General features: G+C 66.2%; 16 protein-coding genes and 1 other RNA gene. 7 read left to right on the top strand and 10 right to left on the bottom strand.

Annotated elements, in window-relative coordinates:
* Positions 1 to 55: 55 nt before the first annotated feature.
* From CXK94_RS11615 to gpmI, 4 genes are all read right to left on the bottom strand, one after another.
* Entirely contained in the window at positions 56 to 853 is a 798-nt protein-coding gene (locus CXK94_RS11615) for a divergent polysaccharide deacetylase family protein (protein ID WP_102894460.1), read from the bottom strand.
* Entirely contained in the window at positions 850 to 2,184 is a 1,335-nt protein-coding gene (locus tag CXK94_RS11610) for a S41 family peptidase (protein ID WP_102894459.1), read from the bottom strand. Before CXK94_RS11610 ends, CXK94_RS11615 begins: the two co-directional genes overlap by 4 nt.
* 69 nt (positions 2,185 to 2,253) lie before the next feature.
* On the bottom strand, positions 2,254 to 3,495 hold the full coding sequence (locus CXK94_RS11605; RefSeq protein WP_102894458.1) for a murein hydrolase activator EnvC family protein: 1,242 nt from the start codon (positions 3,493 to 3,495) through the stop codon (positions 2,254 to 2,256).
* Positions 3,496 to 3,640: 145 nt separating this feature from the next.
* Entirely contained in the window at positions 3,641 to 5,191 is a 1,551-nt protein-coding gene (gene gpmI, locus CXK94_RS11600) for a 2,3-bisphosphoglycerate-independent phosphoglycerate mutase (protein WP_102894457.1), read from the bottom strand.
* Positions 5,192 to 5,328: 137 nt separating this feature from the next.
* Between gpmI and CXK94_RS11595 the strand changes: the two genes are divergently transcribed.
* Genes CXK94_RS11595 through secB form a run of 3 tightly spaced genes read left to right on the top strand, consistent with a single transcriptional unit; the run spans position 5,329 to position 6,548 of the window.
* Complete coding sequence (locus CXK94_RS11595) at positions 5,329 to 5,742, top strand: rhodanese-like domain-containing protein (RefSeq protein WP_014818641.1); 414 nt, start codon at positions 5,329 to 5,331, stop codon at positions 5,740 to 5,742.
* 2 nt (positions 5,743 to 5,744) lie between these two features.
* Positions 5,745 to 5,999 (top strand): glutaredoxin 3, encoded by a 255-nt coding sequence (gene grxC, locus CXK94_RS11590; protein WP_037042899.1) that lies wholly within the window; start codon positions 5,745 to 5,747, stop codon positions 5,997 to 5,999.
* Positions 6,000 to 6,056: 57 nt separating this feature from the next.
* Entirely contained in the window at positions 6,057 to 6,548 is a 492-nt protein-coding gene (secB, locus tag CXK94_RS11585) for a protein-export chaperone SecB (protein WP_037042901.1), read from the top strand.
* A gap of 57 nt (positions 6,549 to 6,605) precedes the next feature.
* On the opposite strand, the gene CXK94_RS11580 is transcribed toward secB, so the two are convergent.
* Positions 6,606 to 7,586 (bottom strand): NADPH:quinone oxidoreductase family protein, encoded by a 981-nt coding sequence (locus CXK94_RS11580; protein WP_102894456.1) that lies wholly within the window; start codon positions 7,584 to 7,586, stop codon positions 6,606 to 6,608.
* Between the two features lie 200 nt (positions 7,587 to 7,786).
* Here CXK94_RS11580 and CXK94_RS11575 point away from each other — a divergent pair, with 200 nt between their 5' ends.
* Positions 7,787 to 8,188, top strand: coding sequence for a flagellar basal body-associated protein FliL (locus tag CXK94_RS11575; protein WP_037042903.1), 402 nt, complete (start codon positions 7,787 to 7,789; stop codon positions 8,186 to 8,188).
* A 15-nt stretch (positions 8,189 to 8,203) separates the two neighbouring features.
* On the opposite strand, the gene CXK94_RS11570 is transcribed toward CXK94_RS11575, so the two are convergent.
* Positions 8,204 to 8,653: an EVE domain-containing protein gene (locus CXK94_RS11570; protein ID WP_037042904.1), complete on the bottom strand. Its 450-nt coding sequence runs from the start codon at positions 8,651 to 8,653 to the stop codon at positions 8,204 to 8,206.
* Positions 8,654 to 8,848: 195 nt separating this feature from the next.
* Between CXK94_RS11570 and CXK94_RS22425 the strand changes: the two genes are divergently transcribed.
* Positions 8,849 to 9,001 (top strand): hypothetical protein, encoded by a 153-nt coding sequence (locus CXK94_RS22425; protein ID WP_164838466.1) that lies wholly within the window; start codon positions 8,849 to 8,851, stop codon positions 8,999 to 9,001.
* A gap of 26 nt (positions 9,002 to 9,027) precedes the next feature.
* Here the strand turns inward: CXK94_RS22425 and CXK94_RS11565 are convergent, their stop codons facing one another.
* The 4 genes from CXK94_RS11565 to CXK94_RS11550 form a co-directional block, all read right to left on the bottom strand.
* Positions 9,028 to 9,633 (bottom strand): 5-formyltetrahydrofolate cyclo-ligase, encoded by a 606-nt coding sequence (locus tag CXK94_RS11565; RefSeq protein WP_037042913.1) that lies wholly within the window; start codon positions 9,631 to 9,633, stop codon positions 9,028 to 9,030.
* Between the two features lie 6 nt (positions 9,634 to 9,639).
* Positions 9,640 to 9,818, bottom strand: a non-coding RNA gene (ssrS, locus tag CXK94_RS11560) — 6S RNA.
* Positions 9,819 to 9,898: 80 nt separating this feature from the next.
* Positions 9,899 to 10,213, bottom strand: a complete 315-nt coding sequence (locus CXK94_RS11555) for a cell division protein ZapA (RefSeq protein ID WP_003303305.1) — start codon at positions 10,211 to 10,213, stop codon at positions 9,899 to 9,901.
* Positions 10,210 to 10,419, bottom strand: a complete 210-nt coding sequence (locus CXK94_RS11550; RefSeq protein ID WP_037042916.1) for a TIGR02449 family protein — start codon at positions 10,417 to 10,419, stop codon at positions 10,210 to 10,212. The genes CXK94_RS11555 and CXK94_RS11550 overlap by 4 nt, the downstream gene beginning before the upstream one ends.
* 130 nt (positions 10,420 to 10,549) lie before the next feature.
* On the opposite strand from CXK94_RS11550, the gene CXK94_RS11545 reads away from it, so the two are divergent.
* Both CXK94_RS11545 and pepP read left to right on the top strand, forming a co-directional pair.
* Complete coding sequence (locus CXK94_RS11545; protein WP_037042918.1) at positions 10,550 to 11,104, top strand: YecA family protein; 555 nt, start codon at positions 10,550 to 10,552, stop codon at positions 11,102 to 11,104.
* A 16-nt stretch (positions 11,105 to 11,120) separates the two neighbouring features.
* Positions 11,121 to 12,455, top strand: a complete 1,335-nt coding sequence (gene pepP, locus CXK94_RS11540) for a Xaa-Pro aminopeptidase (protein ID WP_102894455.1) — start codon at positions 11,121 to 11,123, stop codon at positions 12,453 to 12,455.
* The last annotated feature ends 1 nt before the right edge of the window (position 12,456 follow it).

Here is a 12,456-nt window from a genome sequence, read left to right as displayed (position 1 = left end):
TGCGCAGTGCGGCCGCTCGCGAGCAAGCCCGCTCCTGCAGGCGCCGCGTCGGGCGCTAGCGGTACATGCCGCCCTTGCCATGGGCGGCCATCGCCCGGTTGCCGCGGGTGGCGATCATCTGGTCGATGCCGATCCATTCGATGCCTTGCTCGGCCAGCCGCGGCAGTTCGCGTTCCAGCAGCGCCAGCGTGCTGTCGTGGGGGTGGCCGATGACGACCACCGAGCCCTGCTTGCGCGCCAGGGCGATGGCCGCGCGCAGGCGTTCGGCCACGGCCGCCGGGCTGGGGTCGTTATCCAGGAAGACGTCCCGCGACAGGCTCGCCAGGGCGACGCGCTGGGCGCTGGCGGCGGCGACCGTGCGCGGGCTGGTGCGGCTGTCGAGGAAGAACAGGTGGCGCCGCTGCAGTTCGCCCATCAGCCAGGCCATGGCCTGCGGCTGTTCGGTCATCGCGCTGCCCATGTGGTTGTTCACCCCGCTGACGTGCGGCACCGCCGCCAGCGCGGCGTCCAGGCGGCGTTCGAGTTCGTCGTGGGCCAGTTGCGGGTGCCAGGCGAAGCGCCCGCCTGCCGGCGCCATGGGCATGTGCAGCATCACCGTCTTGCCGGCGCGGTGGGCCTGTTCGGCGAGCGCGGCGGCGTGGCGGGTATCGGGCAGGATCGCCAGCGCCACCGGTCCCGGCAGCGCCAGCACGCGGCGGTCGCGCGCCGGATTCTGCCCGAGGTCGTCGATGACCAGTGCCAGCCGCGGCATGCGTGCCGGCTGCGCCGTGTCGGGCGGCGCTTCGTTGGCCAGCGCCTGCCCGATCAGCGCACCGCACAGCAGCAGCGGCGCGACCCAGCGGCGCACGCTCATTGCCCGCGGGTGAGGTTCAGCCCCTTGAGCAGATTGAGTGCCTGGCCGAGTTGGTAGTCATCGTCCTGCGGGCGCGGTGAGTCGCTGGCGATCTGGGTGCTGGTGGGGCGATCCGGGCCACCGTTGCCGTTGCCCAGGTGGCCGGCCAGATCGGCTTCGCGAAGGCCCTCGCCGGCCTGTTCGCGGGTCAGCCTGGCGCGCTCCACCTGGATGTCCGGTTCGATGCCCTGGGCCTGGATCGAGCGACCGTTGGGGGTGTAGTAGAGCGCGGTGGTGAGTTTCAGCGCGCGATCGTTGTTCAGTGGCAGCACGGTCTGTACCGAGCCCTTGCCGAAGCTGTCGGTGCCCATCACCACGCCGCGCTTGTGGTCCTGCAGGGCGCCGGCGACGATTTCCGAGGCCGAGGCGCTGCCGCCGTTGATCAGTACCACCAGCGGTACCCCTTCGCTGGCATCGGCCGCATCGGCGCTGAAGCGCAGCTCGGAATTGGCGATGCGGCCCTTGGTGTAGACGATCAGGCCCTTGGTGAGGAAGTGGTCGGAAATCTCCACCGCCGCCTGCAATACGCCGCCGGGATTGTTGCGCAGATCGAGCACCAGGCCGTTGAGCTTCTTGCCGCCGTTGTCCTTCTTCAGCTTGGCCAGGGCCTTGCCGACTTCCTCGCCGGAGTTGACCTGGAACTGGGTGACGCGCAGGTAGCCATAGCCGGGCTCGAGCAGCTGGCTCTTGACGCTGCGCACCTTGATGACCGCACGGGTCAACTTGACGTCGAACGGCTGGCCGCCTTCGCGCACCAGGGTCAGGCTGATGCTGCTGCCGGGCTTGCCGCGCATCTTGGCGACGGCATCCATCATCGACATGCCCTTGGTCGGCTGACCGTCGATCTTGACGATGAGGTCGCCGGCCTCGATGCCGGCCTTGGACGCGGGGGTGTCGTCGATCGGCGACACCACCTTGATGAAGCCGTCCTCGATGCCGACCTCGATACCCAGCCCGCCGAACTCGCCGCTGGTGCTTTCCTGCAGCTCGGCGAAGGCGTCCGGTTCGAGGTAGGCCGAATGCGGGTCGAGATTGCTGAGCATGCCCTTGATGGCGTTTTCCAGCAGGGTCTTGTCATCCACCGGCTCGACGTAGGCGGCCTTGATGCGGTCCAGCACCTCGGCGAAGGTACGCAGCTCTTCGAGCGGCAGGGGGGCCTTGCTGGCAGGTGCGCCCAGTTCGGCCGGTGCCAGTTCCGTCGGGGATTGCTGGGCCCAGGCGGCGCCCTGCATGCCCAGCAGGATGGCCAGGGCGAGCGTGGACGGGTGGGCGAAACGGCGCAGCTGCAACATGTCGAACTCCAGTTGTGAGAGGGCGTGCTTGGCGTGCTTGCGGGCAGCCCGGCGGAGCCGGGGTGGGCATCAGCCTTGCGCGCGGCACCACTGTGCGGGGTCGCTGGGGCGGCCCTGCTGACGAATGGCGAAATACAGTGCGGCGGTTTCCTGGCCGCCGCTGGTGCCTACCGTGGCGATCGGGTCGCCGGCCTTGACGATGTCGCCGGCGTCGCGCAACAGGCTCTGGTTGTGGCCGTACAGGCTCAGGTAGCCGTTGCCGTGGTCGAGAATCACCAGCAGCCCGGCGCCCCGCAGCCAGTCGGCGAATACTACCCGGCCGCCATGCACGGCGCGCACCTGGGTGCCGGCGCTGGCGCCGATCAGCACGCCATCCCACTTGGTTCGAGCGTCGCCGCCGCGCGGAGTGCCGTAGCGGGCGACCAAGCGCCCGTCGACCGGCCAGGGCAGTTTGCCCTTGGCCTGGGCGAAGGGGCCGCCGAAACTGCCGCCGGCGCTGGAAACCATGGGGCCGGACGCCCCTCCTGACGAGGCGTTCTGCCGTTCACGCTCGGCGAGCAGCGCGCGCTGGCGCTCCTGCTCGGCCTCGTGCGCCTGGCGGGCGAGGGTTTCCTCGATGGTCTTGAGTACGCGTTCGAACTGTGCCTGTTCCTGGCGGCGGGCCTGCAGCTTCTGCTCGCGGCTGGAGTGGTCGCTGTCGAGCTTGGCCAGCGCCTGCTGGCGCTCCTTGCGAACCTCGGCGAGCTGGCGACGACGTTCGAGCAGGCCGTCCTTCTGCTCGGCCAGCTTGTGCTGCTGCGTTGCGATATCGTGCTCGACGCTGGCCAGTTGGCCGAGCGTCCGATTGAAACTGTCGACCTGCTCGAAGCGCGCCTTGTTCAGGTAGTCGTAGTAGGTGAGGGTGCGGCTGAACTTTTCCGGATTCTGCTGGTTGAGCAGCAGCTTGAGGTATTCCTGGCGGCCGCTCTGGTAGGCGGCGCGGGCTTGCAGGCCGATCAGTCGCTGCTGTTCGAGACGGGCGCCTTCGAGGGTGGTCTTTTCCTCGTTGAGACGCTCCAGCTCGGCCTCGCTGCGATCGATTTCCTGCTGCAGATCGTCGACCTGTCTTTCCAGCTGGCCCATCTCGCTTTCGGTGGTCTGCAGCTGCTTCTGCACGCTGGACTTTTCCTGCTCGATCTTCTTCAGCAGTTTCTGCAGTTCGGCGATGTCCTGGCGGGCAGCTTCGATCTGCTGGCGCGTAGCAGCGCGCTCGTCCGCCACGGCCGGGCCGAGCAGGCAGAGGAGTGCAAGGGCGAGGAGGGTACGGGACATGGGAGGGCGTCAACCGAGCGTTATGACCGGCGTAGTATGCCTAAAAAGCGAGCAGGAAGCTGTAGGGCGGGTTACAACCCGCCGCCCCGTGTGTGACAGCAACACCGAATTGGCGGGTTTCACCCGCCCTACTGATATTCAGCCTTCAGCCTTTCAGTTCGAGAATCGAGCGGCCGGTCATTTCCGCCGGCACCGGCATGCCCAGCAGCGTCAGCATGGTCGGTGCCACGTCGGCCAGCACGCCGCCTTCGCGGACGTGGACGCTGCGCTTGCCGATATAGATGAAGGGCACCGGTTCGCAGGTATGCGCGGTATGCGCCTGGCCGGTGATGGCGTCTTCCATCTGCTCGACGTTGCCGTGGTCGGCGGTGAGCAGCGCCTCGCCGCCGACCTTGTCCAGCGCCGCGACGATGCGCCCGACGCAACTGTCCAGGCATTCCACCGCCTTCACTGCCGCCTCGAACACGCCGGTATGGCCGACCATGTCGCCGTTGGCGTAGTTGACGATGATCACGTCGTAGCGCTGATGCTCGATGGCGTCGACGATGCGGTCGGTGACTTCCGGCGCGCTCATCTCCGGCTTGAGGTCGTAGGTGGCGACCTGCGGCGAGGGGATCAGGATGCGCTCCTCGCCTGCGAACGGTTCCTCGCGGCCGCCGGAGAAGAAGAAGGTGACGTGGGCGTACTTCTCGGTCTCGGCGATGCGCAGCTGGGTCTTGCCGTTGTTGGCCAGGTATTCGCCAAGCACGTTGGTCAGCGCCTCCGGGGCGAAGGCGGCCGGCGCCGGGATGCTCGCGGCGTACTGGGTGAGCATGACGAAGCCGGCCAGCTGCGGCACGCGGGCGCGCGGGAATTCGCTGAAGCCGGGCTCGACGAAGCAACGGGTCAGTTCGCGCGCGCGGTCGGCGCGGAAGTTCATGAACACCACGGCGTCGCCATCTTCCACGCGCACCGGCTCGCCGATGGTGGTGGCCTTGACGAATTCGTCGCTCTCGCCGCGCTCGTAGGCGGCGATCAGGCCGTCCACGGCGTAGTCGGCGCGGTAGTCGGCCTTGCCGTCGACGATCAGCTCGTAGGCCTGCTGCACGCGGTCCCAGCGGTTGTCGCGGTCCATGGCGAAGTAGCGGCCGATCAGGCTGGCGATACGGCCCGTGCCCAGGCGGGTGAAGGTGGCCTGGAGCAGTTCGATGGAGCTTTGCGCGCTCTTCGGCGGGGTATCGCGGCCGTCGAGGAAGGCGTGCAGGTAGATCTTCTCGGCGCCGCGCTGGGCCGCCAGCTCGGCCATGGCGACCAGGTGGTCCTGGTGGCTGTGCACGCCACCGTCGGAGAGCAGGCCGAGGATGTGCACCGCCTTGCCGGCGCCGACGGCCTTGTCCACCGCGGCGCAGATGGTCGGGTTGGCGAAGAATTCGCCGTCGCGGATCGCCTTGGTCACCCGGGTGAAGTCCTGGTACACCACGCGGCCGGCGCCGAGGTTCATGTGGCCCACCTCGGAGTTGCCCATCTGCCCGTCCGGCAGGCCGACATCCATGCCGCTGCCGGAGATCAGCCCGTGTGGCTGGGTGGCGCGCAGGCGGTCGTAGACCGGCGTGCTGGCGGCATGGATGGCGTTGTATTCGGGATTCTCGCTGTGCCCGAAGCCGTCGAGGATCATCAGTACCAGGGGTTTGGGCACGGCAGTAGGCGCGGCAGGCATGCTTTCGGGCTCCTTGGGGGCGGGGAAAGGGCGGCCAGTCTACTGGCTGGCCGGGCCGAGGTCACGATTCGTCAGGGTTCAGCCGGTAGGAGGGGCTGTGTATACTGGCCCGCATTTTATCGCCCGGGTACCCGTTGATGCTCGCTAACCTGATTGAATTTGTCTCTAACCACTATGTACTCAGCAGCCTGTTCGTGGTGCTGCTGATCCTCCTGTTCATCACCGAGACGCGCAAGGGCGGCAAGAGCCTGAGCAATCGCGAGCTGACGGCGCTGGTCAACAGTGGCGAAGGCGTGGTGTTGGACGTGCGCGTCAAGAAGGAGTTCGATGCGGGGCACATCGTCGATGCGTTGAACATTCCCTACGAGAAGCTGGTCAGCCGCACAGGCGAGCTGGAAAAGCACAAGGCCAAGACCATCATCGTGGTCGACGCCATGGGTCAGCATGCCGGAACGGCCTGCCGTGAATTGCAGAAGGCGGGCTTCACTGCCGCCAAGCTGTCGGGAGGGATTTCCAGCTGGCGCGGCGACAATCTGCCAGTGGTCAAGTAATCATGCCCAAGGTCGTCATCTATACCACCGCCTGGTGTCCGTTCTGCATTCGTGCCAAGGCGCTGCTCGAACGCAAGCAGGTCGCCTATGAGGAAATCCCCGTGGATGGCAAGCCCGCCCTGCGTGCCGAAATGGCCAGCAAGGCCGGGCGCACCTCGGTGCCGCAGATCTGGATCGGCGAGCAGCACGTCGGTGGTTGCGACGATCTGCATGCGCTGGAGCGCGCCGGGCGCCTGGACGCATTGCTGCAGGCCTGACGCTACCGCTTGCGCAACAACTCGAACACGACACGCACAACCAGAAGGTTCTTACCCATGAGCGAACAAGCAAACAACGGCGCCGCGGCGCAAACCGAACAGGGCGCGCAGTTCTCCCTGCAGCGCATCTATGTCCGCGACCTGTCGTTCGAGGCGCCGAAGAGCCCGGAAATCTTCCGCCAGGAATGGAATCCGAGTGTCGCGCTGGACCTGAACACCAAGCAGAAGGCGCTGGAAGGCGACTTCCATGAGGTGGTGCTGACCCTGTCGGTGACCGTCAAGACCGGCGAGGAAGTGGCCTTCATCGCCGAAGTGCAGCAGGCCGGCATTTTCCTGATCAAGGGCCTGGAAGCGGCTGCGATGAGCCACACGCTTGGTGCGTTCTGCCCGAACATCCTCTTCCCGTATGCCCGCGAAGCGTTGGACAACCTGGTTACGCGCGGCTCGTTCCCGGCCCTGATGCTGGCGCCGGTGAACTTCGATGCCCTCTACGCCCAGGAAATGGCGCGCATGCAGAACGCCGGCGAAGCGCCCGCTACCGCTCACTGATCCGCTCGGATCGTGCAGGAGGCGCCAGGCGCTTCCTGCATTCCCCACCGGCGCGTTTCAGCGCACCTGCACCACCAGCTTGCCGACCGCCTTGCGCTGGCCCAGCGTGGCGATGGCCTGGCCGGCTTCTGCCAGCGTGAAGCGTTGCGACACCAGCGGTTTGAGCTTGCCCTCGGCATGCCAGGCGAACAGCTGGCGGAAGTTCGCGGCATTGTCCTGCGGCTGGCGCTGGGCGAAGGCGCCCCAGAACACGCCGATCAGCGCTGCACCCTTGAGCAGCGGCAGGTTGGCCGGCAGCGCCGGGATATCGCCGCCGGCGGCAAAGCCGACCACCAGCATGCGACCGTTCCAGGCGATGCTGCGAAACGCCTCTTCGAACAGCGCACCGCCCACCGGGTCGTAGATCACGTCGACGCCCTGGCCACCGGTGAGTTCCTTCAGGCGCTCGCGCAGGCTGCTTTCGCTGTAGTTGATCAGTTCGTCGGCGCCGGCATTCTTCGCCACCTCCAGCTTCTCGGCAGTCGAGGCGGCGGCGATCACCCGCGCGCCCATGGCCTTGCCGATCTCCACGGCCGCCAGGCCGACACCACCGGAGGCGCCCAGCACCAGCAGGGTTTCCCCGGGCTGCAGATTGGCGCGCTGCTTGAGCGCGTGCATCGAGGTGCCGTAGGTCATGCTGAAGGCCGCGGCGGTGGCGAAATCCATGCTCGGCGGAATCGGCAGCGCGTTGCTGCCGGCCACCGCCACCTGTTCGGCGAAGCTGCCCCAGCCGGTCAGCGCCATGACCCGATCGCCAACCTTGAGGTGGCTGACCTTTTCACCGAGCGCGGCGACCACCCCGGCGGCTTCGCCGCCGGGCGAGAATGGGAACGGCGGTTTGAACTGGTACCTGCCCTCGATCATCAGGGTATCGGGAAAGTTGACCCCGGCGGCATGCACCTCGAGGAGGATCTCGTTCGGCTTGATCGACGGCGAGGCGATCTCTTCGAGGACCAGGTTTTCGGCCGGGCCGAAGGCTTTGCACAGGACGGCTTTCATCGCTTTTCCTTATTCGACTGGCCGGGAGCACGGGCGACCCGGCGAGAGAGGGCTCGACTGTTCTTGGCTCGTCAAGTCTAGAGGGGCGGGGCCGCGAGGCAATCAGCATCGCCGGCTGTAATGGTGGCGTATAAGCGGCGGGCTTGGGCGGGGCGCCGGCACTGGTTATGCTGACGGCGGATTTTCCTTGGAGCAGTCCCGTGAAGCGCATCATCTCCCTGTTTGTCTGTTTCCTCCTGGCGGGCCCGGCCTTTGCGCAGGACTCGGCCGGCGAGGCCGCCAACCAGACGCTCTATTACGCTCTGACCCCGGCGATGGTCGGCAACTACGGTTCCGGCGAGCGGCTCAAGTACTACAAGGCCGATGTCGCCTTGCGGGTCGCCAGCAAGGAGGCGGAGGAGCGGGTCAAACACCATGAGCCGCTGATCCGCAACCAGCTGGTCATGCTCTTCTCGCAGCAGACCGACGAGACCCTGGGCAGTGTCGAGGCCAAGGAGCAGTTGCGCCAGGAGGCTTTGAAGCAGGTGCGCGAGGTGCTGGAGCAGGAGGAGGGCAAGCCGCTGGTGGATGATCTGCTGTTCAACAACCTGATCATCCAGTAATCCGCCTGCACGGGCTCAGCGCAGCGCCAGGATCGCCGCCCATTCGCCCTCGCTCACCGGCATGACCGACAGGCGGCTGCCCTTCTGCACCAGGGCAAGTTGCTGCAATGCCGGCGCGGCCTTCAGGCGGGCCAGCTGGAGCGGCGTGGCGAAGGCTTCGACGAAGCCGACGTCGACGGCGCTCCAGGGATTCTTTTCGGCGCTGGCTTTGGGGTCGTGATAGGGGCTTTCCGGCTGCAGTGCGCTGGGGTCGGGGTAGGCGGCACGGGTGATGCGGCCGATGCCGGCGATACCGGGTTCGGCACAGCTCGAATGGTAGAAGAAGAACAGGTCGCCCTCGTGCATCTCGCGCAGGAAGTTGCGCGCCTGGTAATTGCGTACGCCATCCCAGCGCCCGCTGCCCTGCTTCTTCAGGTCCTGGATGGAAAATTCGTCCGGTTCGGACTTCATTAGCCAATACGGCATGGACTTTGCCTCCTGCCTCGTCGGTTCGATCAGACCATGATGGCAAAAACTCCGACAATCGGCTGCAATACCTGTTTGCGCAGTGCCGAGGCTTAACGGAAAATGCCGCGGCTGTAAGGTGGCCTATCGAGTCTCTAGAACGATAAATCACACCGACTCGACGGAAAGATTCGCCTGTTAGGGGGAGGCGAGCATATGAAACGCAAGCCAGATATTCTTTGGGTTTTGATCTTCATCTTCGGCCTGGGCGTAGTTACCACGGGCTACACGCAGAGCCTCTGGGAGCGCCACGGCGAGACGGCCGGCACGGCTCCGGTGATTCAGGTGCAGCAAACCCAGCAACACTGATCGCATGCCGCAGGGACGCGGCCGATTCATCTCCCGGCGTACCAGCCGCGGTCCGTAACGGTAGCCTGCAAGGGCACATCCCAGCTTTCCAAGGACAACCGGTCGACTTTCTGGCATTCATGCGCTAGGCCCAAAAGTGTCGGTTTGTGACTTTTTTTGCGCCTCGAACGATACGCCAGGCTGCGGTCATAGAAACCGCCGCCCATTCCCAGCCGCCCGCCGCTTTCATCAAAACCCACCAGGGGCATCAGCAGCAGATCCAGCGCCCATGGCGGGCATTGCCGGGCAGCGCAGAAATGCGGCTCGGGGATGCGGAAGCGGTTCGGCCGCAGCCGCTCGCTGGCGGCGATGCGCTGGAACACCATGCGCGTGCGTGGCCAGGGATTGAGTACCGGCAGGTAGGTGGCCTTGCCACGCCGCTGGGCTGCACGCAGCAGCGGACGGGGATCGATCTCGCCATCGTTGGGCAGGTAGAACGCGATGTGCCGGGCGCGACGGAACAGCGGGTGCTGGGCCAGTTGCCGGTAGAGTCGCCGGGCGGCGAGACGTTGCTGGGCGGGACTGAGCCGGCGGCGTACCTGTCGCAGGGTGCGACGTAGCGCCGGACGCGAGAGGCCTTCGGCCAGAATCATTGGAAGTGGCTCCCCAGCATGCCGCTGCCAGCGTAGGCCCTTGAACCCGAGAGTTCAAGGTGGCGACTACAGAGAACCTTCAGGCTTTCCGTCAGGCGGACATGCACACCGGTCCCACATGTAGCCTCCATGGTGTTGCTTATCGGGAGAGGGTCATCGCCGACTGGCGCACATGCCAGGGAGTTGCGCGGATTATATCGCAATACGCCCGTGGCTGTTCTCGTTTCGTCGGGAGTCGCGTTGCCGGGCCGCTTCCAGCCGAGCATCAGTTGCCGGACGGGTTCGGATCGGTGGCCAGGGCGCTGTCGACGCGCTCCAGCAGCATGCGCACGTGCTCGCGCGCGCTGTTGGCTTCGGCGTCCAGGCGATCATGCTTGTGCAGCAGTTCATGGGTGATGTTCAGCGCGGCCATCACCGCCACGCGGTCGGCGCCGATGACCTTGCCGCTGCTGCGGATCTCGCGCATCTTGCGGTCCAGGTAGCGCGCGGCGCCTTCCAGGTTGCTGCGTTCCTCGGGCGGACAGGCGATGCAGTATTCCTTGTCCATGATGTGCACGGTGACGGTGTTCGGTTGGGTCATGAGTCCTGCTCCAGGGCTTTCAGGCGCGAAATCATCGCTTCGACCTTCAACCGGGCCATTTCGTTCTTTTCGATCAGATGAGCGCGTTCCTCGCGCCATGCCTGCTCGTTGGCCAGCAGCAGGCGATTCTGTGCCTTGAGTTGCTCGATGCGCTGAATCAGCTGTTCCAGCTTGGCGGTCAGCACTTTCAGATCGGCGTCTTCCATGGGATTCCTGTTGCGGCATAGGTGAAGACGGAGGCGATGCCCGGGGGACTTCGATGGTCTTGCCGCCGCCGCCGGTGCTAGGATACGAAGCCTTCATTCTAGTCATTGCGCCCGCGTGCGCCTAGCTGCCATGTCGATTCAGAATTCCCCCTATGCTGCCTTCGCCACACTTCTGGCCGGCGCCCCCCAAGCCGTCTCTCCCGCCGAGCTGCATGGCCTGTTGCTCGGGCGCAGTTGCGCCGGTGCCGGGTTCGATGTCGAGCCCTGGCTGACCGATGCCGCCGACCTGCTCGGCGAAGCGCCCCAGGACAGCATCCGCCAGGCGCTGATCGGCCTGCAGGAGATGGTCAAGGGCGAGCTCGCCGGCGACGATATCGCCATCGTCCTGCTGCTGCCCAGCGACGACACCCCGTTGAGCGAGCGTGCCATCGCGCTGGGCCAGTGGTGCCAGGGCTTCCTCGCCGGTTTCGGTCTCACCGCCGGCGACCGCGCGCTCAGCACCGAGGCCGTGGAGGTGCTGCAGGACCTGTCCGCCATCGCGCAGATCCAGGATTCGCTGGAGGAATCCGAGGACGGCGAGAACGACTATATGGAAGTGATGGAATACCTGCGCGTCGCACCGCTGCTGCTGTTCACCGAATGTGCCAAGCCGGTTGCGCCGGTCGCCAAGCCCTCCCTGCACTGAGGAAGTCGTCCCGCTCATGACTCGCATCCCGAAATCGGAATACGCCCGTCGGCGCAAGGCGCTGATGGTGCAGATGGAACCCAACAGCATCGCCATCCTGCCCGCCGCGCCGATGTACATCCGCAACCGCGATGTCGAGCACGTCTACCGCCAGGACAGCGATTTCCAGTACCTCTCCGGCTTCCCCGAGCCGGAGGCGGTGATCGCCCTGATTCCCGGTCGCGAGCATGGCGAATACGTGCTGTTCTGCCGCGAGCGTGATCCGGAGCGCGAGCTGTGGGACGGGCTGCGCGCTGGCCAGGACGGCGCGATCAGGGACTACGGTGCCGACGACGCCTTCCCCATCGGCGATATCGACGACATCCTCCCCGGCCTGATCGAGGGACGCGCGCGCGTCTACTACGCCATCGGCACCAACGAGGGCTTCGATCACCGGCTGATGGAGTGGATCAAGCTGATCCGCTCCAAGGCGCGCCAGGGCGCGCAGCCGCCCAGCGAGTTCGTCGCCCTCGATCACCTGCTGCACGACATGCGCCTGTACAAGTCGGCCAACGAAGTGAAGGTGATGAGGCATGCCGCGGAGATCTCCGCACGTGCGCACATCCGCGCCATGCAGGCCAGCCGCGCCGGGTTGTGCGAGTACCACCTCGAGGCCGAGCTGGACTACGAATTCCGCAAGGGCGGGGCGAAGATGCCGGCCTACGGCTCGATCGTCGCCGCCGGCCGCAACGCCTGCATCCTGCACTACCGCGAGAACGACGCGCCGCTCAAGGACGGCGACCTGGTGCTGATCGACGCCGGCTGCGAGATCGACTGCTACGCCAGTGACATCACCCGCACCTTCCCGGTCAGCGGCCGGTTCTCGCCCGAGCAGAAGGCCATCTACGAGCTGGTGCTGGCGGCCAACGAGGAGGCCTTCAAGCACATCGCCCCCGGCAGGCACTGGAACGAAGCCCACGAGGCCACCGTGCGGGTGATCACCGCCGGGCTGGTGGAGCTGGGCCTGCTGCAGGGCAGCGTCGACGAGCTGATCGCCGCCGAGGCCTACAAGCCCTTCTACATGCACCGCGCCGGCCACTGGCTGGGCATGGACGTGCACGACGTCGGCGACTACAAGGTCGGCGGCGAATGGCGCGTGCTCGAACCGGGCATGGCGATGACCGTCGAGCCGGGCATCTACATCGCGGCGGACAACCCGAACGTGGCGAAGAAATGGCGCGGCATCGGCGTGCGCATCGAAGACGACGTGGTGGTGACCAGAAGCGGTTGCGAGATTCTCACCAACGGTGTGCCCAAGCGCGTCGCCGAGATCGAGGCGCTGATGGGCGCCGCCGGCGAGCAGGTGGCCTGAC

Origin of the sequence: Stutzerimonas stutzeri, assembly GCF_002890915.1 — a bacterium.
GTDB lineage: Bacteria > Pseudomonadota > Gammaproteobacteria > Pseudomonadales > Pseudomonadaceae > Stutzerimonas > Stutzerimonas stutzeri_AF.
The sequence above is the reverse complement of the archived record's forward strand: the minus strand, read 5'-3'. Positions and strand labels throughout refer to the sequence as shown.

What these genes read in the sequence shown, in the direction of transcription:
- CXK94_RS11550 (WP_037042916.1), bottom strand. Translation starts at nt 10,419, where the DNA reads ATGGAAGACGCCGATCTGAAAGTGCTGACCGCCAAGCTGGAACAGCTG.
- CXK94_RS11570 (WP_037042904.1), bottom strand. Translation starts at nt 8,653, where the DNA reads ATGCCGTATTGGCTAATGAAGTCCGAACCGGACGAATTTTCCATCCAG.
- CXK94_RS11565 (WP_037042913.1), bottom strand. Translation starts at nt 9,633, where the DNA reads ATGATTCTGGCCGAAGGCCTCTCGCGTCCGGCGCTACGTCGCACCCTG.
- CXK94_RS11555 (WP_003303305.1), bottom strand. Translation starts at nt 10,213, where the DNA reads ATGACCCAACCGAACACCGTCACCGTGCACATCATGGACAAGGAATAC.
- CXK94_RS11595 (WP_014818641.1), top strand. Translation starts at nt 5,329, where the DNA reads ATGCTCGCTAACCTGATTGAATTTGTCTCTAACCACTATGTACTCAGC.
- CXK94_RS11545 (WP_037042918.1), top strand. Translation starts at nt 10,550, where the DNA reads ATGTCGATTCAGAATTCCCCCTATGCTGCCTTCGCCACACTTCTGGCC.
- grxC (WP_037042899.1), top strand. Translation starts at nt 5,745, where the DNA reads ATGCCCAAGGTCGTCATCTATACCACCGCCTGGTGTCCGTTCTGCATT.
- CXK94_RS11580 (WP_102894456.1), bottom strand. Translation starts at nt 7,586, where the DNA reads ATGAAAGCCGTCCTGTGCAAAGCCTTCGGCCCGGCCGAAAACCTGGTC.
- CXK94_RS11615 (WP_102894460.1), bottom strand. Translation starts at nt 853, where the DNA reads ATGAGCGTGCGCCGCTGGGTCGCGCCGCTGCTGCTGTGCGGTGCGCTG.
- CXK94_RS11605 (WP_102894458.1), bottom strand. Translation starts at nt 3,495, where the DNA reads ATGTCCCGTACCCTCCTCGCCCTTGCACTCCTCTGCCTGCTCGGCCCG.
- secB (WP_037042901.1), top strand. Translation starts at nt 6,057, where the DNA reads ATGAGCGAACAAGCAAACAACGGCGCCGCGGCGCAAACCGAACAGGGC.
- CXK94_RS22425 (WP_164838466.1), top strand. Translation starts at nt 8,849, where the DNA reads ATGAAACGCAAGCCAGATATTCTTTGGGTTTTGATCTTCATCTTCGGC.
- gpmI (WP_102894457.1), bottom strand. Translation starts at nt 5,191, where the DNA reads ATGCCTGCCGCGCCTACTGCCGTGCCCAAACCCCTGGTACTGATGATC.
- CXK94_RS11610 (WP_102894459.1), bottom strand. Translation starts at nt 2,184, where the DNA reads ATGTTGCAGCTGCGCCGTTTCGCCCACCCGTCCACGCTCGCCCTGGCC.
- pepP (WP_102894455.1), top strand. Translation starts at nt 11,121, where the DNA reads ATGACTCGCATCCCGAAATCGGAATACGCCCGTCGGCGCAAGGCGCTG.